This window comes from Palleronia rufa (assembly GCF_000743715.1).
Classification (GTDB): domain Bacteria; phylum Pseudomonadota; class Alphaproteobacteria; order Rhodobacterales; family Rhodobacteraceae; genus Palleronia; species Palleronia rufa.
In genome coordinates, this window is sequence record NZ_JQEY01000001.1 from 307,419 (window position 1) to 333,629 (window position 26,211).

General features: G+C 69.0%; 27 protein-coding genes. 5 read left to right on the forward strand and 22 right to left on the reverse strand.

Features of this window, described 5'->3' with window-relative positions:
• Positions 1-2 precede the first annotated feature (2 nt).
• From ihfB to miaB, 12 genes are all read right to left on the reverse strand, one after another.
• Positions 3-284: an integration host factor subunit beta gene (ihfB, locus tag KW83_RS01500; protein ID WP_036173458.1), complete on the reverse strand. Its 282-nt coding sequence runs from the start codon at positions 282-284 to the stop codon at positions 3-5.
• A 257-nt stretch (positions 285-541) separates the two neighbouring features.
• Entirely contained in the window at positions 542-2,314 is a 1,773-nt protein-coding gene (gene rpsA, locus KW83_RS01505; protein WP_327203954.1) for a 30S ribosomal protein S1, read from the reverse strand.
• Positions 2,315-2,668: 354 nt separating this feature from the next.
• On the reverse strand, positions 2,669-3,274 hold the full coding sequence (locus KW83_RS01510; protein ID WP_036173464.1) for a (d)CMP kinase: 606 nt from the start codon (positions 3,272-3,274) through the stop codon (positions 2,669-2,671).
• Positions 3,274-3,681, reverse strand: a complete 408-nt coding sequence (locus KW83_RS01515; protein ID WP_036174811.1) for a GFA family protein — start codon at positions 3,679-3,681, stop codon at positions 3,274-3,276. The genes KW83_RS01510 and KW83_RS01515 overlap by 1 nt, the downstream gene beginning before the upstream one ends.
• A 72-nt stretch (positions 3,682-3,753) precedes the next feature.
• Positions 3,754-5,103, reverse strand: a complete 1,350-nt coding sequence (aroA, locus tag KW83_RS01520; RefSeq protein WP_036173467.1) for a 3-phosphoshikimate 1-carboxyvinyltransferase — start codon at positions 5,101-5,103, stop codon at positions 3,754-3,756.
• A gap of 313 nt (positions 5,104-5,416) precedes the next feature.
• Positions 5,417-6,136 (reverse strand): tRNA (guanine(46)-N(7))-methyltransferase TrmB, encoded by a 720-nt coding sequence (gene trmB / locus KW83_RS01525; protein ID WP_051928113.1) that lies wholly within the window; start codon positions 6,134-6,136, stop codon positions 5,417-5,419.
• A 98-nt stretch (positions 6,137-6,234) separates the two neighbouring features.
• The gene (gene metK, locus KW83_RS01530) at positions 6,235-7,416 is read right to left on the reverse strand and encodes a methionine adenosyltransferase (RefSeq protein ID WP_036173470.1); all 1,182 of its coding nucleotides are present in this window, start codon (positions 7,414-7,416) and stop codon (positions 6,235-6,237) included.
• Between the two features lie 68 nt (positions 7,417-7,484).
• A complete protein-coding gene (lnt, locus tag KW83_RS01535; protein ID WP_036173472.1) occupies positions 7,485-8,984 on the reverse strand; it encodes an apolipoprotein N-acyltransferase in 1,500 nt (499 codons plus the stop codon).
• A gap of 31 nt (positions 8,985-9,015) precedes the next feature.
• Complete coding sequence (locus KW83_RS01540) at positions 9,016-9,879, reverse strand: CBS domain-containing protein (protein ID WP_036173473.1); 864 nt, start codon at positions 9,877-9,879, stop codon at positions 9,016-9,018.
• A 32-nt stretch (positions 9,880-9,911) separates the two neighbouring features.
• Positions 9,912-10,394, reverse strand: a complete 483-nt coding sequence (gene ybeY / locus KW83_RS01545) for an rRNA maturation RNase YbeY (RefSeq protein WP_036173475.1) — start codon at positions 10,392-10,394, stop codon at positions 9,912-9,914.
• Between the two features lie 24 nt (positions 10,395-10,418).
• A complete protein-coding gene (locus KW83_RS01550; protein WP_036174817.1) occupies positions 10,419-11,420 on the reverse strand; it encodes a PhoH family protein in 1,002 nt (333 codons plus the stop codon).
• Between the two features lie 204 nt (positions 11,421-11,624).
• Positions 11,625-12,950, reverse strand: a complete 1,326-nt coding sequence (gene miaB / locus KW83_RS01555; RefSeq protein ID WP_036173482.1) for a tRNA (N6-isopentenyl adenosine(37)-C2)-methylthiotransferase MiaB — start codon at positions 12,948-12,950, stop codon at positions 11,625-11,627.
• Positions 12,951-13,087: 137 nt separating this feature from the next.
• On the opposite strand from miaB, the gene KW83_RS01560 reads away from it, so the two are divergent.
• From KW83_RS01560 to KW83_RS01580, 5 genes are all read left to right on the forward strand, one after another.
• On the forward strand, positions 13,088-13,951 hold the full coding sequence (locus tag KW83_RS01560) for a hypothetical protein (protein ID WP_036173485.1): 864 nt from the start codon (positions 13,088-13,090) through the stop codon (positions 13,949-13,951).
• A 58-nt stretch (positions 13,952-14,009) separates the two neighbouring features.
• Positions 14,010-14,780, forward strand: coding sequence for an ABC transporter ATP-binding protein (locus KW83_RS01565; RefSeq protein WP_036173487.1), 771 nt, complete (start codon positions 14,010-14,012; stop codon positions 14,778-14,780).
• A 153-nt stretch (positions 14,781-14,933) separates the two neighbouring features.
• Positions 14,934-15,662: a transporter substrate-binding domain-containing protein gene (locus KW83_RS01570; protein WP_036173489.1), complete on the forward strand. Its 729-nt coding sequence runs from the start codon at positions 14,934-14,936 to the stop codon at positions 15,660-15,662.
• A 96-nt stretch (positions 15,663-15,758) separates the two neighbouring features.
• Positions 15,759-16,613: an ABC transporter permease gene (locus tag KW83_RS01575; protein WP_081904400.1), complete on the forward strand. Its 855-nt coding sequence runs from the start codon at positions 15,759-15,761 to the stop codon at positions 16,611-16,613.
• Positions 16,610-17,416 (forward strand): ABC transporter permease, encoded by an 807-nt coding sequence (locus KW83_RS01580; protein ID WP_036173495.1) that lies wholly within the window; start codon positions 16,610-16,612, stop codon positions 17,414-17,416. The genes KW83_RS01575 and KW83_RS01580 overlap by 4 nt, the downstream gene beginning before the upstream one ends.
• 21 nt (positions 17,417-17,437) lie before the next feature.
• On the opposite strand, the gene KW83_RS01585 is transcribed toward KW83_RS01580, so the two are convergent.
• The 10 genes from KW83_RS01585 to cyoE form a co-directional block, all read right to left on the reverse strand.
• Positions 17,438-18,826, reverse strand: coding sequence for an FAD-binding oxidoreductase (locus tag KW83_RS01585; RefSeq protein ID WP_036173498.1), 1,389 nt, complete (start codon positions 18,824-18,826; stop codon positions 17,438-17,440).
• Complete coding sequence (locus tag KW83_RS01590) at positions 18,823-19,650, reverse strand: MBL fold metallo-hydrolase (RefSeq protein ID WP_036173501.1); 828 nt, start codon at positions 19,648-19,650, stop codon at positions 18,823-18,825. The genes KW83_RS01585 and KW83_RS01590 overlap by 4 nt, the downstream gene beginning before the upstream one ends.
• A gap of 77 nt (positions 19,651-19,727) precedes the next feature.
• Positions 19,728-20,312 carry a GNAT family N-acetyltransferase gene (locus KW83_RS01595; protein ID WP_036173503.1) on the reverse strand — a complete coding sequence of 195 codons (585 nt, stop codon included), beginning with the start codon at positions 20,310-20,312 and terminating at the stop codon, positions 19,728-19,730.
• Positions 20,312-21,574, reverse strand: coding sequence for a M16 family metallopeptidase (locus KW83_RS01600; RefSeq protein ID WP_036173505.1), 1,263 nt, complete (start codon positions 21,572-21,574; stop codon positions 20,312-20,314). The genes KW83_RS01595 and KW83_RS01600 overlap by 1 nt, the downstream gene beginning before the upstream one ends.
• Positions 21,571-22,950, reverse strand: a complete 1,380-nt coding sequence (gene thrC / locus KW83_RS01605; protein ID WP_036173507.1) for a threonine synthase — start codon at positions 22,948-22,950, stop codon at positions 21,571-21,573. Before thrC ends, KW83_RS01600 begins: the two co-directional genes overlap by 4 nt.
• 8 nt (positions 22,951-22,958) lie before the next feature.
• The gene (locus tag KW83_RS01610) at positions 22,959-23,627 is read right to left on the reverse strand and encodes an SURF1 family protein (RefSeq protein ID WP_036173512.1); all 669 of its coding nucleotides are present in this window, start codon (positions 23,625-23,627) and stop codon (positions 22,959-22,961) included.
• 70 nt (positions 23,628-23,697) lie between these two features.
• Positions 23,698-24,489, reverse strand: a complete 792-nt coding sequence (locus tag KW83_RS01615; RefSeq protein ID WP_036173515.1) for a cytochrome c oxidase subunit 3 — start codon at positions 24,487-24,489, stop codon at positions 23,698-23,700.
• 23 nt (positions 24,490-24,512) lie between these two features.
• On the reverse strand, positions 24,513-25,070 hold the full coding sequence (locus tag KW83_RS01620; protein WP_407667837.1) for a cytochrome c oxidase assembly protein: 558 nt from the start codon (positions 25,068-25,070) through the stop codon (positions 24,513-24,515).
• 5 nt (positions 25,071-25,075) lie between these two features.
• Complete coding sequence (locus tag KW83_RS01625) at positions 25,076-25,267, reverse strand: hypothetical protein (RefSeq protein WP_036173520.1); 192 nt, start codon at positions 25,265-25,267, stop codon at positions 25,076-25,078.
• Positions 25,264-26,196, reverse strand: coding sequence for a heme o synthase (gene cyoE, locus KW83_RS01630; protein WP_036173522.1), 933 nt, complete (start codon positions 26,194-26,196; stop codon positions 25,264-25,266). The genes KW83_RS01625 and cyoE overlap by 4 nt, the downstream gene beginning before the upstream one ends.
• Between the last annotated feature and the right edge of the window lie 15 nt (positions 26,197-26,211).

Sequence of the window (26,211 nt, forward strand, 5' to 3'; positions counted from 1 at the left end):
TCCTAGCCCCCGTTCAGCCTGTCCCTGAGAAGTTTGCCGGCCTTGAAGAACGGGACGTGCTTCTCCTCGACCTGAACCGCTTCGCCGGTGCGCGGGTTCCGCCCGATCCGCGCGTCGCGCTTCTTCACGGAGAACGCGCCGAAACCGCGCAACTCCACCCGGTTTCCGCTGCACATGGCTTCGATGATCTCCTCGAAGATCGTGTTCACGATCCGCTCGACATCGCGCTGCGTCAGATGCGGATTCTCTTCGGAAATTCTCTGGATCAGTTCCGAGCGGATCATGGATAGAGCCCCCTTTGTCGAACCGGCCCTCCGTTCGAGAGACGCCGGGCACCCACCCCTGCGGAACCGCCACAGGCGACGCGCGATCTCCATTAAATCGAACGCGGCGGCAAATGAAACCCCGCGCGCATGTCAAATACCTATTTTGTCATGCGCAACCAGCGCGGACCGCGCCCGGTCCGCAGCGGGTTTTCGCGCAAAAAACCCCGCTCCGGGACCGGAGCGGGGTTGCGGGATTTCCACATCCCGTGGCGCGCTCAGTCGTCGTCGCGGTTCAATGCGGCGCCAAGAATGTCGCCAAGGGACGCGCCCGAGTCGGAAGAACCATACTGCTGCACGGCCTCCTTCTCCTCGGCGATCTCACGCGCCTTGATCGACAGGCCCAGCCGACGGGACTTCTGGTCCACGTTGGTCACCCGCACATCGACCTTGTTGCCGACGCCGAAACGCTCGGGGCGCTGCTCGGAGCGGTCGCGGCTGAGGTCGGAGCGGCGGATGAAGGATTTCATCCCCTCGTATTCCACCTCGATGCCGCCATCCTCGATCGCGGTCACTTCCACCGTGATGATCGATCCGCGCTGCACGCCTCCGACCACATCGGTAAAGCTGTCGTCCATGGCCTTCATGGACAGGCTGATGCGCTCTTTCTCCACATCGACCTCAGTCACCACAGCCTGCACGGTATCGCCCTTCTGGAAACGCTGGATGGCGTCCTCGCCGCGCTCGTCCCAGGAGATGTCGGACAGATGCACCATGCCGTCGATGTCGTGGTCGAGTCCCACGAACAGACCGAACTCGGTGATATTCTTCACATCGCCCTCGACCTTGGTGCCCTCCGGATGGCTCTCGGCGAACAGCTCCCACGGGTTGCGCATGGTCTGCTTGAGGCCCAGCGACACGCGGCGCTTCTGGCTGTCGATCTCCAGCACCATGACCTCGACCTCCTGAGAGGTGGAGACGATCTTGCCCGGATGGACGTTCTTCTTGGTCCAGGACATCTCTGAGACGTGGACCAGGCCCTCGACGCCCGGTTCCAGCTCGACGAACGCACCGTAGTCGGTGATGTTCGTCACGCGGCCCGCATGGACCGATCCCAGCGGGAACTTCGCCTCGACCGAATCCCACGGATCGTCCTGGAGCTGCTTCATACCCAGGGAGATGCGGTGGGTCTCCTTGTTGATCTTGATGACCTGAACCTTGATCGTCTCGCCGATGGTGACGATCTCGGACGGGTGGTTGACCCGGCGCCACGCCATGTCGGTGACGTGGAGCAGGCCGTCGACGCCGCCCAGGTCCACGAACGCACCGTATTCGGTGATGTTCTTCACCACGCCGTCCACGGCCTGGCCCTCTTCGAGGTTCGAAATCACCTCGGCGCGCTGCTCGGCCCGGGATTCTTCCAGGATCGCACGGCGGGAGACGACGATGTTGCCGCGGCGGCGGTCCATCTTGAGGATCTGGAACGGCTGCTTCAGTCCCATGAGCGGGCCGGCGTCGCGCACCGGGCGCACATCGACCTGAGAGCCCGGCAGGAACGCGACGGCGCCGCCCAGATCGACGGTGAACCCGCCCTTGACCCGGCCGAAGATCGCGCCCTCGACGCGGTTCTCGTCGGCGTAGGCCTTTTCCAGGCGGTCCCAGGCGGCTTCGCGGCGGGCCATCTCATGGGAGATCACCGCCTCGCCGCGGGCGTTCTCGACCTGGCGCAGATAGACCTCGACCTCGTCGCCGACGTTGATTTCGGGGGCTTCGCCGGGCTGGGCGAATTCCTTGAGATCGACGCGGCCTTCCATCTTGTAGCCGACGTCGATGATGGCCTGTCCCGCCTCGATGGCGAGGACCTTGCCCTTGACCACCGAACCCTCGTCCGGCGTGTCGATGTCGAAGCTTTCGTTCAGGAGGGCTTCGAATTCCTCCATGGATGCGTTCTGAGCCATAAGGGTCTCTGGTTTCCTTTTACGTCGTCTATTCTGGCCGCGCGGTTGTCTCCGCGGGTCTCCGGTGGATTGGTCGGGGCCGGGGATCGGGATGCGAAAAAGGGCCGGCGGAACCGACCCTGCTCACGCCCGAGGCTGTCCCGCCCCTTCGACGGGGGTGTGCTATGCCAGACCGACCCGTTTGGCAAGGGCAGAGGGCACGCCCGGCCAATACCCGCGCGTGCGCCGTGCCTACGATGTCGTCGATCCGTCGTTGCGTGCGGGGACTATGTGGTGCTGAGCGCCGGCGGCACCCCTGCCCGCAGCCACGGCAGATGCATGGCACCCGAGGTCCGACCCGTCAGGCGCGGGAGGCGACCCGGTCGGCGCCCAAGGCGCCGATCCGGCGACCGGGGTCAAGGCGAGGCGTCAGGGCCGGCCGCGGCCGGATCGCAGCCCGTTGCCGGATCAGCGATTCGCCCAGATCGGCGCGATCGTCGCGATGGCACGGGCGATGGCCTCCTCGGCGGAAAGCGTCGAGGTGTCGATCGTCACCGCGTCCGACGCGGGCCTGAGCGGCGAATCCACGCGGCCCCGATCCCGCGCGTCTCGGCGCTCCACATCGGCCAGCACCTCTTCCAGCGACGTGCCGTCCGCCAGTTCGGCGTGACGGCGCGCGGCGCGGGTGCGGGCAGAGGCGGTGACGAAAAGCTTCACCTCCGCCTCCGGGCAGATCACCGTGCCGATGTCGCGCCCGTCCAGCACCGCGCCGTCGCCCAGCCGCGCGAACCGGCGCTGGAACGCCACCAGCGCCGCGCGGACTTCCGGGATGGCGGCGACGCGGCTCGCGGCTTCGGACACCTCCGCCGTGCGCAGATCCGTGGGCTGTATATCCTCCGGCTCCAGAGTCCGCGCGGCTTCCGCGGCATCCTGCCCGTTGAGCACCCGCGCGCCGGTGGCGCGATAGAGCAATCCGGTATCGAGATGGCGGAACCCGAAATGCCGCGCCACGGCCGCCGAGATCGTGCCCTTTCCCGCCGCCGCCGGTCCGTCGATCGCCACCGTGAACGCCATCAGCGATCAGAGGCGGAGAACTGCGGCAAGCCGTCCGAGATCTCGTAGTAGTCGCCCTTGTCGGCGCAGAAGATGTGCCGGTCCAGAGTCACCCCCGAAGGCGCGTCCAGGGCGCCCGCGAAGATCGACAGGGTTTCGCCGCCGCCGTCCCAGAACAGGTTCGATCCGCAGGCGGGGCAGAACCCGCGTATGGCGGTGTCGGAAGACCGGTACCAGCGCACCTCGCCCTCGATCTCGACCGCGTCGCGGGGGGCGGCCGTGGCGGCGACATAGTGGCCGGAACTGCGGCGGCACTGGCGGCAGTGACAGGCAGCCACGGGTCTGAGCGGCCCGGTCACGCGAAAGCTGACCTCCGAGCAGAGGCACCCTCCGGTCACCGACAGGCCTTCGGTCTCGGTTGCAAACATGGTGTCTCCCGTTTCTGCTGCCGCCCCCGGCACGGTCATCGACCTAGCGACGGCGCGCAGAACGTCCAGCGATCATTCGGGGCGGGTAAAGCGCGCGCCGAGATCGCGCATCAGCGGCTCGAACGCGGGAAAGGACGTGGCGATGGGTCCGGCATCGTCCACGGTCACGCGATCCCGCGCGGCAAGGCCAAGGCAGAGGAACGACATGGCGACCCGGTGGTCGAGCCGTGCCGCCACCGTGGTGCCCCCCGGCACGCCGGCGGGGCCGCGGCCAGTGACGCGCCACCAGTCCGGCCCGTCCTCGACCGTGACGCCCGACGCGCGCAGACCGGTCGCCATGGCGTCGATGCGGTCGCTTTCCTTGACGCGCAGTTCCGCCACGCCGGGCATGCCGGTCACGCCTTCTGCGAAGGCGGCGACGACCGACAGGATCGGGTACTCGTCGATCATCGACGCGGCGCGGCCGGGCGGAACCTCGATCCCCTTCATGTCGGGCGAAAAGCGCGCGCGCAGGTCTGCCACCGGCTCGCCGCCTTCCACACGCGGGGATTCGTAGGTCAGGTCCGCGCCCATCTCGCGCAGCGTCTCGAACAGGCCCGCCCGCGTCGGGTTCAGCCCGATGTTCGGAACCAGCACGTCGGACCCCTCGACGATCAGCGCCGCGCAGACGGGAAATGCCGCCGAAGACGGGTCACGCGGCACGGTGATCTCCTGCGGGACCAGCTCGGGGCGGCCCTGAAGCGTGATCATGCGGCCCTCCCGAGACGCTTCGGTCGTGACGGTCGCGCCGAAGCCCGCGAGCATCCGCTCGGAATGGTCGCGCGTCGCCTCGCGCTCGATCACCACGGTCTCTCCCGGCGCGTTGAGCCCGGCCAGCAGCACGGCGGACTTGACCTGCGCCGAGGGGACCGGCGTTGCGTAGCGCGCCGGGACCGGAGAGGCCGCGCCCACCAGCGTCAGCGGCAGTCGCCCGCCGGAGCGTCCCACGGCCCGCGCCCCGAACAGCGCCAGCGGATCGGTCACCCGCCCCATGGGACGGCCGTTCAGAGAGGCATCGCCGGTGAAGGTGGTGGCGAAGTCGTGGGTCGCCACGGCCCCCATCAACAGCCGGACCCCGGTGCCGGAATTGCCGCAGTCTATGACGGTCTCCGGCTCCGCGAACCCGCCGACGCCGACGCCATGGACGGACCACCGCCCCGCCCCGTGCGAAACCACATCCGCCCCCAGCGCCGTCATCGCCCGGCCCGTGTCGAGCACGTCCCGTCCTTCGAGCAGCCCGGCGATCTTCGTCTCGCCCACGGCCATGGCGCCCAGAATCAGCGCGCGGTGGCTGATGGACTTGTCGCCGGGCACCTGGGCCGTGCCGGTCAGGGGGCCGCCGCGGTGGGCGGTCAAGGGCTGTGGCGCGCCGTGGCCAGACATGGCGGGACCCCTCATGGATGCCAGAAAACCGCCGCCGGAGTCGCATGGCGGCGCAGGCCGCGCAAGCGGCGATGCCCTGCGGCGGATCGGGCGCAATCAGAACGCGGCGAGGATCGGCAGGAGCACGAAGACGAACAGAAGCAGCGGCGCGAAGGTGTTGAGACGCATTGGGGTCACTCGAAGATCGGGGCGAAGGATGCTGAATCCCATAGATGATCTGTTACGCGCCTCGCAGACACGATGGCGTGTGTCACCTGTCGGTCGGCCGGTCTTTGCGCAATTCGGCGGTGCCGTGGCCCGGCGGCCACGTCCGTCAGCGCCGTCGAAAGGTCAGGTAATGCGGCACCCGCCCCTCGCGCAGGGCCTTGCGCTCATAGCGGGTCGGAACCCAGTCGTCCCAGGGCAGACGCCAGTCCTGCGGGCCCTCGGCCAGCCAGTCGAAGCCTGCACGCGGCACTTCCCCAAGCGTCTGCCGCACGTAGTCGGGAATGTCGGTGGCCACCCGCAGGATCGCGCCGGGCCGGAGGCAGCGGGCGAGCGGTTCCAGATGCTCCGGCGTGACGAATCGCCGGCGGTGGTGGCGCGCCTTCGGCCAGGGATCGGGATAGAGCAGGAAGGCGCGGGAGATGGACCCCGCCTCCAGCACGTCGAAGAGATCGCGCGCGTCGCCGGGATGGATGCGGAGATTGCCGCACCCGGCCGCGCGGACCTTGCCCAGCAACATGGCGACGCCGTTGATGTAGGGTTCGGCCCCGATGATCCCTACGTCCGGATTGCGCAGCGCCTGATGGATCAGGTGCTCTCCGCCGCCGAAGCCGATCTCCAGCCACACGTCCCGTTGTCCGAAGAGAGCCGCCAGGTCCAGCGGCCTGCGCTCCGGGTTGACCTCCCAGCCGACCGGGCCGGGCGCCAGGGCGGCCAGATCCTCGGCCAGATAGCGCTCTTGGCTGGGCTTGAGGTTGTGGCCCTTGCGACGGCCGTAGAAGTTGCGCCAGGGCGCGCTTTGGGGCTTTTCGGACATGGTGCGTGGCATATTCGGCTGCCGGCCGGGCCGCAATGCCGGCGGACGCCCGGCTTCGCCCGGCGGCGCAGGCAGGACGGTCCCGGTGGCCCGCCCTGCCCCGATCCCGTTCAGACGGCGCGCTTCAGCGCATCGGCCAGGTCGGTACGCTCCCACGAAAATCCGCCGTCTTCCTCCGGCGCGCGGCCGAAATGCCCGTAGGCGGCCGTGCGCTCGAAGATCGGGCGGTTGAGGCCGAGATGGGTGCGGATCCCGCGCGGCGTCAGGTCCATGACCTCTGCCACGGCGCGCTCGATCTCTTCCTCGTGGACCTCTCCGGTGCCGTAGGTGTCGGCGTAGATCGACAGCGGCTTGGACACCCCGATGGCGTAGGACAGCTGGATGCAGCACCGCTTGGCCATGCCGGCGGCGACCACGTTCTTGGCAAGGTAGCGCGCGGCATAGGCGGCCGACCGGTCCACCTTGGTGGGGTCCTTGCCCGAAAAGGCGCCGCCACCGTGGGGGGCCGCGCCGCCGTAGGTGTCCACGATGATCTTGCGCCCCGTCAGCCCCGCGTCGCCGTCAGGGCCGCCGATCACGAAGACGCCGGTGGGATTCACCCACCATTCCGTCGCGTCGGTGATCCAGCCATCGGGAATGACCTCCCGGATATAGGGCTCGACGATGGCGCGGATGTCGTCGCTGGTCTGGTCCTCGCGCTCATGCTGCGTGGAGAGCACGATGGACGTGACCTCCACCGGGTGCCCGTCCTCGTACCGCAGCGAGATCTGGCTCTTGGCATCGGGGCGCAGGGTCGGTTCCTCGCCCGACTTGCGCACGTCCGCCAGACGCCGGAGCACATGATGGGCGTAGTGGATGGCGGCGGGCATGAGTTCCGGCGTGTCCTCGACGGCGTAACCGAACATGATGCCCTGGTCGCCCGCCCCCTCGTCCCTGTTGCCGTCGCCGTTCACGCCCTGCGCGATATGCGCGGACTGGGCGTGCAGCAGGTTCGACACCTCGCAGGTCTCCCAGTGGAACTTCTCCTGTTCATATCCGATGTCGCGGATGCAGTCGCGGGCGATGGTCTCGACCTGGCCGAGGTACTCGTCCAGCTTGCCCTTGTCCGAAAGGCCGACCTCTCCGCCGATGACGACCCGGTTGGTGGTGGCGAAGGTCTCGCAGGCGACGCGGGCCTCGGGTTCCTCGGACAGGAAGGCGTCGAGCACGGCGTCCGAGATCCGGTCGCAGACCTTGTCCGGATGACCCTCGGACACGGATTCCGAAGTGAAGATATAGTTCTGACGTGGCATGTGGAGTGCTCCGATGAGTCCGCGTGGAGCGCACGTCAGGAAGCCGTTGTGCGCTTTGAAGTGACGCACTATCGGGGCCGACCGCCCGCTTCAAGGCGTTTCGGGCGGAGCCACCGCGCGGCCAGCAGGGACAGCAGCATGGCACCCCAGGCGGGCCAGTCGCCGGTCCGCGCATACAGCGTCGGCGACCGTGCCGGCGGCAACGGCACGTCCAGATAGCCTGCCTCTCCCAGCGGGATCGACGCCAGGACGCGCCCGCCGGCGTCTATGGCAGCGGAGATGCCGGTATTGGCGGCGCGCATCATCGGCAATCCCTGCTCTATCGCGCGCATCCGTGTGATGGCCAGGTGCTGCTGCGGTCCGGCGAAGGTGCCGAACCAGGCGTCGTTGGTGATCTGCATGAGCCAGTCAGGCCGCGGCGAGACGGCGCCGACCTCTTCGGGAAAGATCGCCTCGTAGCAGATCAGCGGCAGAGGGTTGCCGAGGGGGCCAAGGTCGATGGTGCGCAGGCCCGGCCCCGCCGAATAGCCGAAACCCTGCGACGCGGCGAGGCCGCGGATCCCGAACCGCGCGGCGAAATCGCCGAAAGGAACGTATTCGCCGAAGGGCACCAGGTGGTACTTGTCGTAGCTGTCCGCGATCTGTCCGTCCGGGCCAAGCACGAGGGCCGAGTTGAAATAGCGCCAGCCGTCGCCCAGCCGCTGCGCGCCGAAGACCAGCCGCGCGCCGCGGGCGGCCATGGCCATACGGTCGATTGCGGGACCCTGTCCGGTTTCGATCAGGAAGGGGACGGAGGTTTCGGGCCAGATCACCAGATCCGGCACGGCGCCGGCAGCGGTGAATTCCAGAGCGCGCTGAAAAAACTCCTGCGACAGGACCGGATCCCATTTTTCGTCCTGGGGGGCGTTCGGCTGGACCAGCCGGACCGTGGCGGCGTCATCGGCAACGGGCGGCGCTGGGGGGCGGAGCGCGCCCAGGCCGATCGGCACGGTCCAGGCCAGGACAAGGCCGGCCAGCGACACCGGCCTGGGCCCAAGGGCCGCCAGCCCGCCACCGATGCCCGCGACCAGCAGCGTCAGCCCGAACGGACCGACAAAGGCGCCAAGCTGCGCACCGGGTCCCTCCGACCAGACCGTGCCCAGGAGTACCCAGGGAAAGCCGGTGAGGATGAGCGCGCGCAGCGCCTCCGCCCCCGCCAACGCCCCCGCGAAAGCGAGAGCGAAGCGCCAGCCGTTGGCGGCGACCCGCCGCGCCACCCCGAAGGCCAGCATCCAGAAAAGGCCGAACCCCACCGCGGTGAACACGAAGGCGAAGGGCGCCATCCAGCCGTAAACCTCTGGCTCGACCAGGAACGGCGCGACGATCCAGTGCAGCGTGGTGCCGAAGTATCCCGTGCCCGCCGCCAGTCCGATCCACGCGGCGCGCCAGGCGGTGGAAGAGCGCATCGCCAGCCACCCCGCCAATCCCAGCGCGGCCAAGGCCAGAGGCACCAGCGAAAACGGCACCTGCCCCAGGGCGACCCCGATCCCGGCCAGCAGTGCCAGCGCCCGGCGGCGACCTTCCGTCAAGGGCGCGCGTCTTTGCGTTCGGCCGTGCGCATCAATCGCGCGCCGGGAAACGGACCCGCAGCCGTTTCAGGCGCCGGGGGTCCGCGTCCACGATCTCGAACTCCGCACCGGACGGATGGGGGATGACCTCACCCCGCGCGGGCACGCGTCCGGTGAGAACCACGACGACGCCGCCCAGCGTGTCGGCCTCCTCATCGTCCTCGGGGTCGGTGAGCGACGCGCCCACCGCCTCCTCGAACTGGTCCAGAGGCGTGCGCGCCTGCGCCAGCCAGACGCCGGGCTTCTCCTCAGAAAAGAGCTGGTCCTCATCCTCGTCGTGCTCGTCCTCGATCTGGCCGATGACCTGCTCGATCAGATCCTCGATGGTCACCAGGCCGTCCACGCCGCCGTATTCGTCGATCACCAGCGCCATGTGCGTGCGCTCGCTCTGCATCCGCTGCAAGAGAACCCCGATGGGCATCGAGGGCGGCGCGTAGATCAGCGGCCGCATCATCCGCTCCAGATCGAAATCGCGGTCGTTGCCGAACCCGTGGCGCAGGGCGAAGTCCTTGAGATGCACCATCCCCTTGGGGTGGTCGAGCGTGCCGTCATAGACCGGCAGCCGGGTCAGGCCGGACTCGCGGAACGTCCCGACGAGATCCTCCATGGACATGTCGAGCGGAACCGACACGATCTCTACCGACGGGATGGCCACGTCCTCCACCCGCATCCGGCTGAGGTTGAGCAGGCCGGGCGTCTGCCTCTGGCCGGCGGGCCGTTCGGCATCCGGGTCGGCCGGATCCTCGACGCCCGAGAACGTATTGAAGATGCGCCCGAAGAAACCGCGTTCGGGACTGTCGTCCTCTTCGGTTTCCGGGTCGCGGTCGGGGCGGTCGCCCTCTTCCGTCTGAGACATGTCGCCTTTCCATGGTGTCGGGGCCGCGTCGTCTACCGGCTATATGGGTCGGGCAGCCCGAGGTCTGCAAGTATTTCGGTTTCGAGCGTTTCCATCAGCGCCGCGTCGCCGTCGCGGACATGGTCGTAGCCCAGCAGGTGCAGCGTGGCGTGGACCAGCAGATGGGTGGCGTGATCGGCAAGCGGGATGCCCGCGGCGGCGGCCTCTGCCGCGCAGGTCCCGAGCGCGATGGCGATGTCGCCCAGTTCGGGGTCCCGGGGCGCGGCGGGTGCCGCGCCGTCGCGGCAGGCGCCGCGCTCTTCCGACGGCCAGGAGAGGACGTTGGTGGGGCGCGGACGGTCGCGGAAATCGCTGTTGAGCGCGGCGATGCGGGCGTCGTCGCAGGCCAGGACAGAGACATCGCAGGCCGGATCCACGCGCCGGTGACGCAGGGTGGCGCCGACGGCACGGAACGCCAGGGCCGTCACGTCCACGTCCCGCCAGCCTTCGGTCTCGATGAGGATCTCGACGGCCACGCCCGTCTCCCGTTGTCCGGCGGGTCAGCCCGCCGCGTCGCCCTCATAGGCCTGGATGATGCGGGCCACCAGCGGGTGACGCACAACATCTGCGGAGGTGAAATAGTTGAACGCGATCTTGTCGATCCCGCCCAGCAGACGCTCGGCATCGCCGAGACCGGAGGTCTGTCCCCGCGGCAGGTCGATCTGGGTGCGGTCGCCGGTCACCACCATGCGGCTGCCCTGACCCAGACGGGTCAGGAACATCTTCATCTGCATCGCGGTGGCGTTCTGCGCCTCGTCCAGCACGACGAAGGCGTTCGACAGCGTGCGGCCGCGCATGAAGGCCAGGGGCGCGATCTCAATCTTCTTTTCTTCCAATAGCTTGGCCAGCATCTTGCCGGGCAGGAAGTCGTTCAGCGCGTCGTAGAGCGGCTGCATGTAGGGATCGACCTTGTCCTTCATGTCGCCGGGCAGGAAGCCCAGCCTCTCGCCGGCCTCCACGGCGGGGCGGGACAGGATGATGCGGTCGACCTCTCCCTGGGCGAAGAGATTGACCCCGACGGCCACCGCCAGATAGGTCTTGCCGGTGCCCGCGGGGCCGATGCCGAAGCACAGCTCCTTGGAAAAAAGTGAACGAACATAAGCCTTTTGCGCGTCGGTGCGGGGTTCGACCAGCTTCTTGCGGGTGCGGATCTCTACGGCGCCGGCCGAGAACATCTCGATCTGGTCGCCGTCGCGCGCGCCGTCCGGACCCGCGGCGCTGTCCATGCGGATCTCTGCCAGGATCGCGCCCGCATCCACGTCGCGGCCGGATTCCAGACGGACGTAGAGCGCCCCGAGAACCTCTGCCGCCTGGGCGCGGGACTCAGGATTTCCCATGATCGTCAGATGGTTGCCCCTGCGCAGGATCTGCACGTCAAGCTCTTTCTCGACCTGGACCAGGTTCGCGTCGCCGACCCCGCAGAGGTCGATCAGCAGGCGGTTGTCCTGGAATTCGAGGGTGGTTTCGGACGGGGCCGATGCGGTCTGGTCGAGCGGTGGCAGCGGACGGGTGGTCTGGGCCAAGCGATGCTCCGGGGCGAAGGGTTCGCAGTCAGAGTGGGCGCTGCCCGGTCCCGACACAAGGCCCGACACCGCGGTTTCGTACAAAAACCCCGCCCGGCGGGCCGCCCCGCGTCAAAAAACCGGCCCGGCGAGTCGCGGCGGGTCAAAAATCGTCCCGATTGCGCCGCCGCCGGCGAACACGCCTCAGACGAGCGTCCCGGCCAGGGAATTCGGTGCGCTGGCGGTGATCCTGACGCGCCGGAGATCGCCCCGCGCGACGCCGTCGCCGGCCACGAACACGAACACGGAATGGAGGTGATCGGACTTGCCGACCATCTGCCCCGGCTCGCGGCCCGGCTTGTCGAACAGCACGCCGACCTCTTGGCCGACCATCCGGCGCTGGACGGCGTGCTGCTGGTCGCGCAGCAACGCCTGGAGCCGCCGGAGGCGGTCGTCCTTGACGGGCTCTTCCACCTGGGGGCGTTCGGCGGCGGGGGTGCCGGGGCGGGTGGAGTACTTGAACGAATAGCACTGGCCGTATTCGACCGCCCCCACCAGCGCCAGGGTGTCGGCGAAATCGGACTCCGTCTCACCCGGGAAGCCGACGATGAAATCGCCCGAGATGAGGATGTCGGGACGCGCGGCGCGGATGCGCCCGATCAACCTCAGGTAGCTGTCGGCGGTGTGCTTGCGGTTCATGGCCTTCAGCACCCGGTCGCTGCCGGACTGCACCGGCAGATGCAGGTAGGGCATCAGCTCTGCCACCTCGCCATGGGCGGCGATCAGGTCGTCGTCCATGTCGTTGGGATGGCTGGTGGTGTAGCGGATCCGGTCCAGCCCGTCGATGCGCGCAAGCTCACGGATCAGCCGCGCCAGGCTCCATTCCCCGCCCGTCCCGTCGCCGTGATAGGCGTTCACGTTCTGGCCCAGAAGCGTGATCTCGCGCACGCCGCGCTCGACCAGGTCGCGGGCCTCCGACAGGACACGGGCGGCGGGGCGCGAGACCTCCGCGCCGCGGGTATAGGGCACCACGCAGAAGGCGCAGAACTTGTCGCACCCCTCCTGCACGGTCAGGAACGCGCCCGGCCCGCGCCGCGCCCTGGGACGGGCGGCCAGGTGGTCGAACTTGTCCTCATCGGGGAAGTCGGTGTCGAGCGCGCGTTCGCCGCCGCGCACGCGGGCCTCCATCTGCGGCAGGCGGTGGTAGCTTTGCGGGCCGACCACCAGATCGACCAGCGGCTGGCGGCGCAGGATCTCCTGCCCCTCGGCCTGGGCGACGCAGCCCGCGACGCCGATCCGCAGGTCGGGGTTGGCATCCTTGAGCCCGCGCAGCCGGCCGAGTTCGGAATACATCTTTTCCGCCGCCTTCTCGCGGATGTGGCAGGTGTTGAGCAGGATCATGTCCGCCTCTTCCGCGTCGTCGGTGACGACGTAGCCGGACCCGCCCAGCGCCTCTGCCATGCGCTCGCTGTCGTAGACGTTCATCTGGCAGCCGTAGGTCTTGATGAAAAGCTTGCGCTCTGCCGGCATGGGGGCCTCTGGCTCTGGGGACCGGCAGCATGTACCGCGTCGCGCGGCGTCCCGCAACGGGGACGCACGGGGACGCACGGGGGCGCACGGGGCCGGGCGACGCTTGCAATGCGCCGCGGCGCTGGCAAGAAGGAGGGATGCAGACATACGACTCACTCGACGCCTTCCGCGACGCGCCGCGTGTCGCGCTGGACGGGCCGGTGGCGCTGCTGCTGTGCGAGGACGCGACCGAGGTCGCAAGCTCTTTCGGCCACATGGTCGCGCGGGGGTTCCGCACCGTCGTGGTCATGGGCGCCGCCGTTCCGCCCCCCGGCGCGGAGGGGGTCCGCACGGTCCGCATCGGCTGGCGCAACGACCGGCCCGATGCGGTGGCCGCGGCCGTCAACACGCTGATCGACAAGGGGCCGGGCCTGTGGATGCACATGGCGTTCAACGCCGAATACCTGTTCTTTCCGTTCTGCGAGACCCGCCGCGTGGCCGAGATGCTGGCCTTTCACGCAGAGGAACGGCGCGCCGCCATGATGACCTATGTGGTGGACCTCTATGCCGCCGACCTGGGTGCGACGGGCGCGGTCTGCCTGAAGACGGCGCATCTGGACGCGTCCGGCTACTACGCCAATGCGCGCCCCGATCCCGACCGGCCCGACACGGCGCTGGACCGGCAGCTGGATTTCTTCGGCGGGCTGCGCTGGCGCTATGAGGAGCACGTGCCGGCGGCGCGCCGCAGGATCGACCGCATCGGCCTGTTCCGGGCCGTGCCGGGGCTGCGGATGCGGCCCGATTTCACCTTTTCGGAGACGGAGTACAACACTTATGCCTGCCCGTGGCACAACAACCTGACGGCGGCGGTCTGCTCTTTCCGGGCGGCCAAGGCGCTGGCCACCAATGCCGGTTCGCGGGCCGGGATCGACAGCTTCATGTGGGACCGGTCGGTGCCGTTCGACTGGCGCTCCGGGCAGCTGCTGGACCTGGGGCTGATGGAGCCGGGCCAGTGGTTCTGAGGCGGCGGCGGCGTCGCGGGGCGTTGCAATTGCGCGCCGGATCGGCCCTAGTCCGGCGATGACATCCGCCGAACCGGTCCTGTCGGTCCGAGACCTGCACAAGAGCTATGGCACGCTGGAGGTGCTCCGGGGCATCGACCTGACGGCCCCGCGCGGCCATGTGGTGTCCTTGATCGGATCGTCCGGCTCCGGCAAGTCCACGCTTCTGCGGTGCTGCAACCTGCTGGAGGACAGCCAGGGCGGCGAGATCGCGTTCGAGGGCGAGCCGGTGCGCTGGACCGGCAGGGGCGCGACCCGCCGGCCGGCGGATGCGAAACAGGTCACACGGATCCGCACCAACCTGTCGATGGTGTTCCAGTCGTTCAACCTGTGGGCGCACATGACCGTGCTGCAGAACGTCATGGAGGCGCCGGTCCATGTGCTGGGCCGTCCCCGCCCGCAGGTCGAGGCGGCCGCGCGCGCCTATCTGGACAAGGTGGGCATCGGCGACAAGGCGGACCGCTATCCGGCGGAGCTGTCCGGCGGCCAGCAGCAGCGCGCGGCCATCGCGCGGGCGCTGGCGATGGAGCCCCGCGCGCTGCTGTTCGACGAGCCGACGTCGGCGCTGGACCCGGAGCTGGAGCAGGAGGTGGTGCGGGTGATCCAGGCCCTGGCAGAGGAGGGGCGCACCATGATCCTGGTCACCCATGACATGCGCATGGCACGCGACTGCTCGGACCACGTGGTGTTCCTGCACCAGGGTCTGGTCGAGGAGGAGGGTGCGCCGGACCGCCTGTTCGGCCAGCCCGAAAGCGCGCGGCTGAGGGGGTTTCTGTCCTCCACCGCCTGACGGCCCGCCGGGGGGGCGGTTTTTCGGGCGATCGGGGCGTGACGCCGCGCCGCGACGGCGTGTGCGGCTTGCCAAATCCGGCGATTGCCGTAACGCTCTGTCCCGGCGACGCGGCCGCAAAGATCGCGCGACTGTCCTGACAGGGAGACTGACATGAGATTTCCGATCCTCTGCGCCTCGGCGCTGGTTCTCACCGCCGGCGTGGCCATGGCGGCCGAGCACGGCGCGACCATCCGCATGGGCACCGAAGGCGCCTATCCGCCGTACAACTTCCTCAACGACGATGGCGAGGTCGCCGGTTTCGAGCGCGAGGTGGGCGACGAGCTCTGCGCCCGCGCCGAGCTGACCTGCGAATGGGTCACCAACGACTGGGATTCGATCATCCCCAACCTGGTGTCGGGCAATTACGACACGATCATCGCCGGGATGGCGATCAACGACCAGCGCGACGAGGTCATCGACTTCACCCAGCCCTACATCCCGCCCGCCTCCTCCGCCTTCGCCGCCATGGGCGAGGTGGACCTGTCCGGCGCCGTGATCGCGGCGCAGACGGGCACGGTCCAGGCCAGCCACGTCGCCACGATGGATGGCGCCACGCTGGTCGAGTTCGCGACGCCGGAGGAAACCGTCGCCGCGGTCCGCAACGGCGAGGCCGACGCGGTGCTGGCCGACCGGGCGTTCCTGGTGCCGATCGTGGAGAACGACGCCGAGCTGTCCTTTGTCGGGGATGCGGTCAAACTCGACGACGGGATCGGTGTGGGGCTGCGCGAAAGCGATACCGAGCTGAAGGAGACGCTGAACGCGGCGATCCAGTCCATGAAGGACGACGGATCCCTCAACACGCTGATCGAGAAGTGGTTTCCCGACGCCGACACGTTCTGAGCAACCGGCGCGCGCGGCCGGCACGGCCCGGCGCGCGCCTTCCGCCCCTCCGGACCGCCGCGCCGCGCGGCATCCGCCGCGTGAAGGAGCCAGCCCATCCCGGTCTGCACCGACCCCGCGACGCTCGACGGCCTGGCCTGGCTGGGCTGCTACCTGACCACGGGCAAGCACCTGGCGTTCTACGGGTCGTTCGGGACGGTGCTGCTGCTGCTGGCCGTGACCGCGCCCACGGCGCTGTTGTTCGGGTTCGGCGGGGCGATCGCGGCGCGCGCGCGCGTGCTGCCGGTCCGCTGGCTGGGCCGGGCCTATATCGCCATCGTCCGGGGCGTGCCCGACATCGCCTTCTTCCTCTTCTTCGTCATCGCGCTGGACCAGGGCATCGAATGGGTCCGCCACCAGGCGCTGTGCCCGGACTGGACGCTGCCGGTGCGGCAGGGATCCGATTTCGTGGTCTGCGCGGCGGCCAAGATGCCGTCCTCGAACGCGCCGCAATGGGTCCATGAGGTCTATGGCTTCGCCATCGCCGTGGTCACCTTTGCCATCGTCTTCGGCGCCTTCGCGGCCAATGTGCTTCACGGCGCGATGATGGCCGTGCCGCGCGCCCAGATCGAGACCGCGGAAGCCTACGGGATGAGCCGCGCGCAGGCCTTCCGCCGCATCGTCGTGCCGCAGATGTGGGTCTATGCGCTGCCGGGGCTGTCGAACCTGTGGATGGTGCTCATCAAGGCGACGCCGCTGCTGTTCCTGCTGGGGATCGAGGACGTCGTCTACTGGGCGCGAGAGCTCGGCGGCACCAAGACGCCGCAGTTCACCGACTACCCCCATGGCGACTGGCGGATGTGGTATTTCCTGGCGCTGCTGGTGTTCTACCTGGGGCTCACGCGGGTGTCGGAGATCGCGCTGGACCGGCTCATGGCGCGGCTGACCTTTGGCCAGGCGGTGGCGCGGTGAGCTGCTGGGACACGGTGCAGGATTACGCGCTGCGGTCGATCGGGATCGGCGAGCGGCTGCTGCCGCGGGACGACTTCACGCTGTGCAAGCAGGTCGTGCTGATCGGGTCGGGGATGATCTGGAACGTCTATTTCGGCGTGCTGGCCCTGTCGATGGGGTTCTTTTTGGCCGTGGCGCTGGCCATGGGCAAGGCGGCGCGCCGGACGGTGCTGCGCAAGCCGTCGGAATGGTTCATCTTTCTTTTCCGCGGCTCGCCGCTCTTCATCCAGTTCTTCTTTGCCTATTTCGTGTTCCTGTCGCTCAAGGGCCGGTCGGCGATCTTCGATCCGTTCACCGCCGCCTGGGCGGGCGCGCTGGTGGTGCTGTTCTTCAACACCGCCGCCTATTCCGGCGAGATCTTCTACGGCGCGCTCAGGGCCATCCCCAGGGGCGACATGGAGGCGGCGGAGGCCTACGGGCTTACCGGCTGGACCAGGTTCCGGCGGATCACCTTTCCGACCATGCTGCGCCTGGCCTGGCCGGCCTATACGAACGAGGCGATCTTTCTGTTCCACGCCACCACGCTGGTCTTCTTCACCGGGTTTCCGGCCTGGCAGCAGCGCGGCGACGCGCTCTATTACGCCAGCTATTTCGCCGACAGGACGTTCAACCCCTTCGTGCCCTATCCGATCCTGGCGCTGTACTTCATCGGTCTGACGCTCTGCATCGCGGCGCTGTTCGGGAAGGCATCCCGGCGGCTGAACCGGCACCTTCCCGCGGAGCGCCGCCGGAAGATGAGCCTGCGGCCGAATTTCCTGCGGTGAGGCCGATTTTCGGAACGAAAATCAGCGCAGGACCGCGCCGGGGTTCATGATGGCCAGGGGGTCGAGGGCGGACTTGATCGCGCGCATCGCCGTCAGCCCGGCCGGGTCGCCATAGCGCTCCAGTTCGGCCACCTTGAGCCGCCCGATGCCGTGTTCGGCCGAGAATGAGCCGTCGCGGGCGGCCACCTCCTCGTCCACGATGGCGCGCAGGTCGGCCGCCCGGCCCTGCTCGTCGGACGTGCGCCGGCCTTCGGCGGGAAACAGGTTGTAGTGCAGGTTTCCGTCGCCCAGATGCCCGAAGCAATTGATGCGCAGGTCCGTCTCCGCGCGCAGCCTGGCCGAGCAGCGCGCGATGAAATCGGGGATCGTTGAGAGCGGCAGGGAGATGTCGTTGGAGACGATCGCGCCGATGCGCCTGTTGGCCTCCGGGATGGTCTCTCGCACGGCCCAGAGATCGCGCCGCTGGGCCTCGCTCTGGGCGATCACGCCGTCGCTGACCAGGCCGGCGCCGTGGCCTTCGGCGAAGAGATCCTCCAGCCGGGTCTGCGGATCCTCGCCCGGGCCGAGGCCGAGCTCCAGCAGCACCGACCAGTCCGGCGCCGCATCGAAGGGCAGCCGGACCGGCAGGCCCGTCTCCGCCAGGAACCGCATCCCCTGCCCCGACATCAGCTCGAAGGCCGAGACCCCGCCCCCCGCCTGCGCCATGGACAACAGGTCCAGCGCGGCCCCGGGGTCGCGCACCGCCAGCATCGCCGTGCCGGCGCGCGCCGGGACCGGATGCAGCCTGAGGGCCGCGGCGGTGATGACGCCCAGCGTGCCCTCCGCCCCGATCAGCAGGCCGCGCAGGTCGTAGCCGGTGTTGTCCTTCCTGAGCCGCTTCAGCCCGTGCAGGATCTCTCCCGACGGGAGCACCGCCTCCAGCCCCAGGCAGAGCTCGCGCGCGTTGCCGTAGCGCAGCACGTTCACCCCGCCGGCGTTGGTGGCCAGGCACCCGCCGATCCGCGCCGTGCCCTCCGAGGCGAGCGACAGTGGAAACAGCAGGCCGGCGTCGGCGGCGGCGTTCTGAATGTCGGCCAGGATGCAGCCCGCCTCTGCCACCATGACGTTTTCGGCCGGGTGGACGGCGCGGATCGCGGTCATGCGCTCCAGCGACAGCAGGATGGGGGCGGCGTCGGGCATGGTCTGGCCGCCGACCAGCCCGGTGCCGCCGCCCCAGGGCACCACGGCGATGCGCCTCTCGCCGGCGAAGCGGATCACGCGGGCGACCTCTGCGGTGTCGCGGGGGGCGACCACGGCACCGGCGCTGCCCGCCCAGGTGCCGCGCGGTTCGGTCAGATAGGCCGGGCCCGCCTGGCGCAGGGCGCCGTCCGACAGGACGCCGGCCAGATCGTCCAGCCAGGGAGCGGTCATTCCGCGCGCAGGAACGCGGGCCGGAGCGCGATGACCGTGGGCCGGTCCGGCAGGGTCCGCAGGCTGATTTCCAGAGAGCTTTCGTCGCGCATCTCGACGGTGAAGTCCTTGGAGATGCCGTCCAGGAACCGTCCCAGCGTCGGCGTTGCGAACCAGTGCATCGGGATGACGACCGACGATTTCAGCCGCCCCAGCACGCGGATCATCGTCGGCAGGTCGACGGTCATGCCGCCGTCCACCGCCGCCATCACCACGTCGAGCCGGCCGAGCGCGGCGTATTGCGCCTCATCGGGTTCGTGGTGGAGATGGCCCAGATGGCCGATGCACAGGCCCGCCGCCTCGAACACGAAGATGGAGTTGCCGAATTTCTCGACCCCGCCCATGCCCGAGCGGATGTCGGTGGCGACGTTGCGCACGAACATGTCGCCCAGCTCCAGGCGGTGCCGGGCCGGGGTCTCTCCGTCGCCCCAGCCTTCCAGCACGTTGGGGATCCGCGGATCGGGCCGGAGCGTCCAGTGCGAGGAATGGGCGTAGTTCATGGTGGCGATGTCGGGGACGAAATCGACGCTGCCGAGAAAGCCGTTGTAGTCGGTCACGGCGGTGGTGCCGTCGGGCGCCTGGATCAGGAACATCGAATGGTCGAGATAGCTGAGCCGGACGGTGTAATCCTCCAGCGGGGCGCGCCAGTCGGCCTGCTGCAGGTAGGTCAGCCCCGGGGCGGATTCGGCGATGGCGATGCAGTGGCTCTGGCGCTCCTGCGCGGCGGCCGGCAGGGCGAGCGCCCAGAGGGCAAGGGCGGCGACGGGCGTGAGGCGACTGGTCATGGCGGACCCTCCCGCGCCGATCCTAGCGCGAAGCGCGCCGTGCCGCCACATCCGCGTGGGCCCGCGGTGTCGCAGGGTCAGCCGGCACCGGTGCGGCCGCGCCGGTCCGACCTGAGGTTGGAATAGAGCACATGGGTGCGCCAGCGTCCGGCGATCTGCAGGTAGCTCTGGGCGACCCCCTCGTACTTGAAGGCGGAGCGTTCCAGCACCGCGCGGGAGGCGGCGTTCTCCGGCAGGCAGGCGGCCTCGATCCGGCTGAGGTCGAGCCGGTGGAAGGCGTGGTGGACGACGCCCTCGATCGCCTCGCGCATGTAGCCGTGGCGGGCGTGCGCCTCTCCGGTCCAGTAGCCCAGCGTGCCCGATTGCGCCGGTCCGCGGCGGATGTTGTCGAGCGTGATGGCGCCCAGCAGGTCGCCGGTGTCGCGGCGGAACATGAACAGCGGCAGCGCGGTTTCGCCGCGCACCGACCGCTGCGCCCAGTAGACGCGGTTGGTGAAGCTCTTGCGCGACAGGTGATCGGCGGCCCAGGTCGGCTCCCACGGCTGGAGGAACGCGCGGGAGGCCCGGCGCAGGTCGGTCCAGGCGCGGAAGTCGGAATGTTCGGGCGGGCGCAGGGTCATCCGGTCCGTCTCGATCCGGAACCCCCGGCGCAGCAGCCGCATCAGGCCGCGAGCCGGGCGCCGAGCTCTTCGAGACCCGGTGCGCCGTCCACCGGCCCGTAGAGCGCCATGGCGACCCGCCCGCCGGAGGCCAGCGCCGCGCCGTAGCGGCGCACGTCGTCCACCGTCACCGCCTCCATCCTGGCGACGGTCTCTTCCAGGGCCGGGATCCGGCCCCAGATCGACAGCAGCCGCGCCAGCCGCTCGGCCCGGCTGGAGGCGCTTTCCAGACCCATCAGCAGACCGGCCTTGAGCTGGGCGCGGGCGCGCTCGATCTCGGCCGTCGAAAAGGCGTCGGCGGCGCGCCGGACCTCATCCACGGTGACCCGCGCCAGCCCGGCGATCTCTTCGGCGGAGGTGCCGGCATAGACGGTCATCATGCCGCTGTCGTCATAGGCGCCCGCCTGGCTGAAGATCGAATAGCACAGGCCGCGGCGTTCCCTGAGTTCCTGGAACAACCGCGAGGACATGCCGCCGCCCAGCGCCCCGGCGTGGATCTGGGCGGTGTAGAAATCGGCGTCCCGGTAGGACGGCGCCTCGAACCCCAGTGTAAAATGCACCTGTTCGAGCGCCCGGGTCTCGCGCCGCTCGCCGCCGATGAACCGCGCGGGCTCTGCGCGAAGGGTCTCCCGCGGGACCATGGCGCCGAAGGCGGCTTCGGCGAAGCGCACGATGGCGTCGTGATCGACGGCACCGGCGGCGGCCAGGATCAGATCCCCGGGCCCGTAGCGTTCGGCCACGAAGCCGGACAGATCGGCGCGGGAGAAATGTTCGACCCGCTCGGAGGGGCCCAGGATCGACCGGCCGATGGGCTGGCCGGGATAGGCGGCCTCTTGCAGCCAGTCGAACACGATGTCGTCGGGCGTGTCGAGCGTCTGGCCGATCTCCTGCAGGATCACGCCGCGCTCGATCTCTATCTCGCGGGGGTCGAACACGGGGTTCAGCACGATGTCCGAGATCACGTCGAGCGCCAGCGGCACGTCGGCCTTCAGCACGCGGGCGTAATAGGCCGTCATCTCGCGGCTGGTGTAGGCGTTGATATAGCCGCCCACGTCCTCGATCTCTTCGGCGATCTGCAGGGCGCTGCGCCGCGCCGTGCCCTTGAACGCCATGTGTTCGAGGAAATGCGCGATGCCGTTCTGTTCGGCGCGTTCGTGGCGGCCGCCGGCGGTGACCCAGACGCCGACGCTGGCGCTTTCGAGGCCGGGCATGTGCTCTGTCACGACGCGCAGGCCGTTGGGCAGGGTGTGGAGGTGGACGGTCAAGCGATGCGGTCCTCGATCAGGGACTGGAGGGCGGGGATGTCGTTGGCGACGCGCGTCACCCGTTCGGGCCGGTCGAAGAGGTCCGCCATGCGCGGCGGCAGCGCCGGGCGCTGGCCGGTGGCGGCCTCGACCGCGTCGGGAAACTTCGCCGGATGGGCGGTGGCCAGCGTGACCATGGGGCTGGCGCCGATGTGCTCCTCGGCCACCTTCACGCCGACCGCCGTATGGGGGCAGAGCGTCTGGCCGGTGCGGCGGTGCATGTCGCGGATGGTGGCGCGGGTCTCTTCCTCCGACGCGCGGCCGGAGGCGTAGGTGTCGCGCAGGGATCCCAGCGCGCCCTGGCTGACGGCGAACCCGCCGTCGGACTTCAGCTCATCCATGAGCTGGGCCACGGCGCGCCCGTCGCGCCCGTAGGCCATGTAGAGCGCCCGCTCGAAGTTGGAGCTGACCTGGATGTCCATGGAGGGGCTGATGGTGGGTTCGACCCCCTCCTTGCGGTGGTCGCCGGTGAGGATGGTGCGGTGCAGGATGTCGTTGCGGTTGGTGGCGATCACCAGCCGGTCGATGGGCAGGCCCATGCGCCGCGCGATGTCGCCCGCGAAGATGTCACCGAAATTGCCGGTGGGCACCGTGAAGCCGACGGCGCGGTGCGGCGCGCCGAGGCTGACGGCGGCGGAGACGTAATAGACCACCTGCGCCAGCACCCGCGCCCAGTTGATGGAGTTGACCGCCGTCAGCCCCACCCGGTCGCGGAACGCGCCGTCGCCGAACATCTCCTTCACCGCGGCCTGGCAATCGTCGAAATCGCCGTCCATGGCCAGTGCGTGGACGTTGGATTCGGCCGGGGTGGTCATCTGCCGGCGCTGCACGTCCGAGACGCGGCCGTGGGGAAAGAGGATGAAGCACTCGACGTTGTCGAGGCCGCGGAACGCCTCTATCGCCGCCGATCCGGTGTCGCCGGAGGTGGCGCCGACGATGGTGATCCGCTGGCCCCGCCGGCGCATCGCGTCCTGGAAGAGCTGGCCGATCAGCTGCATGGCGAAGTCCTTGAAGGCCAGCGTCGGCCCGTGGAACAGCTCCAGCAGGAAGTGGTTCGGGCCGAGCTGGACCAGCGGCGCGCGGGCGTCGTGGCCGAACCCGGCATAGGCGCGGCCGATCAGGTCCGACAGCCGCGACTCCGCCATGCCGGTGAAGGGCCGGATAACGCGCAGCACGATCTCTTCGTAGGGCCGCCCGGCGAGGTCGGCGATGGCGGCGGCGTCCATCCGCGGGATCTCTGCCGGCACGTAGAGGCCGCCGTCGCGGGCCAGACCCGCCAGCATCGCGTCCTCGAAGCCGAGCGCGGGCGCCGTGCCGCGGGTGGAATGGTACTGCATCGCTGTCCTCAATCGGTCCGGGAGGCCATACGCCAGCCGAGGAACCCTGTCATCCCCGCCCAGAGCGCCGCGAGCGAGAACCAGGTGATCGCATAGCCCAGGTGGTCGTTGGGGATGCCCTGCGGCGACACCGGGAGCGGCGTGACGCCGGGTACCGGGGGGTTGAGGTCGCGGGCGACGATCAGCACCGGCTCCGTGCCCAGCGCGTCGGACATGAGGGCGACGTCGCGGGCGAACCAGATGTTGCGGTCGCGCTCCGGCGCCGGGGTGAAGCCGTCGGTCTCCCGCGGCCAGTCGAGGTTGCCCAGGACCGTCAGGCCGAGCGCGCCGCGAGAGGGCGTCTTGTCGGCGGTGCGGATGAACCCGAGGTCGAGAAGCACGCGCCGCCCGCCGGTCTCGAACGGGGCGACGACGCGGTAGCCCGGGCCGGTCTCGGCGCTGGAGGTCAGGACGTGAAGCTCTGCCCCGGTGGTGCGCCCGGCCGCCCGGACCGGCAGGTAGCGGTCGGTCTGCGGGTCCGGCGCGGCCGGAAGCGGCACAGGGTCCGCGGCGATGCCGGCGCGGATCTCCTCCAGCAGGGCGGTCTTCCAGGTCAGGCGCTGGACCTGCCAGGCGCCCAGCGCCAGCAGCAGGGCAAGGCCGCCCAGCCCGATCACCGCCAGACCGATCCACCGCATGGCAACTCTCCGAATGGGGCGGGCCGGCACGCCGCGCCGCCCCGGGACGCCGATCACCGGGTGCGTGGGGTCAGGACCCCCAGATGTAGATGGAGGCGAAGAGGAACAGCCAGACCACGTCCACGAAGTGCCAGTACCAGGCCGCGGCCTCGAACCCGATGTGCTTTTCGGGGGTGAAATGGCCGGCGCGGACGCGCAGGTAGCACACGAAGAGGAAGATCGTGCCGATGATGACATGGGCGCCGTGGAAGCCCGTGGCCATGAAGAAATTGGCGCCGTAGATGTTGCCCGAGAAGCCGAACGCCGCCTCGGAGTATTCGTAGGCCTGGAACGTGGTGAAGAGCAGGCCCAGCAGCACCGCGATGATGATGCCGTTGGCCAGGTCCTTGCGGTTGTTCTCATGCACCAGCGCGTGGTGCGCCCAGGTCGCCGCCGCGCCCGAGCAGAGCAGGATCAGCGTGTTGATGAGCGGCAGGTGCCAGGGGTCGAAGGTCTCGATCGACGGGGGCGGCCACTGGCCTTCGGAGAAGGTCTGCATCGGGTACATGGCGTGCTTGAAGAACGACCAGAACCAGGCGGCGAAGAACATGACCTCTGACATGATGAACATGATGAAGCCGTAGCGCAGGCCGATGCGGACCACCGGCGTGTGGTCGCCGACGTTCGATTCCTGGATCACGTCGGACCACCAGGCGACCATCGCGTAGAGCACGATGGCAAGGCCGATGAAGAACATGTAGAGGGTGATGCCCTTCATCCACAGGACCGCGCCGAACAGCATGACGAACGCGCCCACTGCCGCCACCAGCGGATGCAGCGACGGGGGCAGGATGTGGTAGTCGTGGTTCTTTTCGTGCGCCATTTCGTCCCTCGAAGGTGGTCTTTTCAGTTGGTCCCGAGCGCCGCCTGCCGGTCGTCTTCGGGCAGGTCGATCTCATAGAACGTGTAGGACAGCGTGATGTGTTTCACAAACTTCGCGTCGCGGTCGTCGACGATGGCGGGATCGACGTAGTAGGTCAACGGCATCTGCACCCGCTCACCGGGCTGGAGCACCTGTTCGGTGAAGCAGAAGCAGTCGATCTTGGTGAAGAACTCGCCCGCGTAGAAGGGTGCGACGTTGTAGCTGGCCTGCCCCGCGACGGGGCGGTCGGTGGGGTTGTAGGCCTCGTAGAAGGCGATGCCGGTCTCGCCGATCTTCAGTTCGACCTCACGCTCCACGGGGCGGAACTCCCACGGCATCCCGGCCTCCGTGGTCGCGTCGAAGCGGATCTTGATGGTGCGGTCCAGCACGGTGTCGGAGCCGGCGGTGGCGGTGTTGGTCGTGCCGCCATACCCCGTGACCTGGCAGAACCAGGTGTAGATCGGCACCGCCGCCCAGGCCATGGCGCCCATGAACACGATCACCCCCAGGGTCGAGAGCAGGGTCTTGGTCTTGCCGTCCATTCTGGTCATTTCTCATCCCTTTCGCCGGGCAGGATTTCCGGCCGCACCACGCTGTCGAAGGCCTGCATCTCACCCAGTTGCCTGACCTTGACCACCGTCAGCCCGAACACCACGCCGATGAGCGCGACCAGGACCAGCCCGACCCCGAAATTGCGGGAACGGCGGCGGCGATGCAGTTCATGCTCGGCCCGGATCATGCGAATACCCCGTATGTGCGCAGCACGGCATCGGCCAGAAGCGCGCCGAAGTGGACGAAGAGATAGAGCAGAGAGAAGCGGAAGAACGCCTTTTCGGCCCTGTAGTTGTCGGCCTCGGCCATGCCCTCGTCCCGGCGCAGGATCTCCCACGCGCCCTTGAGGAACCAGGCGTTCAGCGCCACGGCGGTCACCAGATAGACCGGACCGCCCGCCGCGGTGAAGCCCAGCCAGACGGCGAAGGCGGCCAGCACGGCGGTATAGGCGAAGATGTGGCGGCGCGTGGCCGGACGGCCGTGGGTGACCGTCAGCATCGGCACCCCCGCGTCGTCGTAGTCGGAGCGCATGAACAGCGCCAGCGCCCAGAAATGCGGCGGCGTCCACAGAAAGATGAGCGAGAACATCAGCACCGATTCCAGGCTGACCGACCCGGTGGCCGCGACCCAGCCGATCATCGGCGGAAAGGCCCCGGCGGCCCCGCCGATGACGATGTTCTGCGGCGTCGATCGCTTCAGCCACATGGAATAGACCACCACGTAGAAGAAGATGGTGAAGGCCAGAAGCGCCGCGGCGGCCCAGTTGGTCGCCAGCCCCAGCATCGCCACCGAGAAACCAGACAGCGCCAGGCCGATGGCCAGCGCCTCCTGCCCGGTGACCCGGCCCGACGGAATCGGGCGCTTGCGGGTCCGCTTCATCACCGCGTCGATGTCGGCGTCCCACCACATGTTCAGCGCCCCGGAGGCGCCGCCGCCCACGGCGATGAACAGGATCGCGGACAGGGTGACGAACGGGTGCGGCAGCACCGGCGCGACCAGCATCCCCACAAGGGCGGTGAACACGACCAGCGTCATCACGCGCGGTTTCAGCAGGGCGAAGTAATCGCCGAACTGGGCTTCGTACGCGTCGTCCATGGCGGTCGTGACGTCGGTCATCCTGCGGTCCCCTGC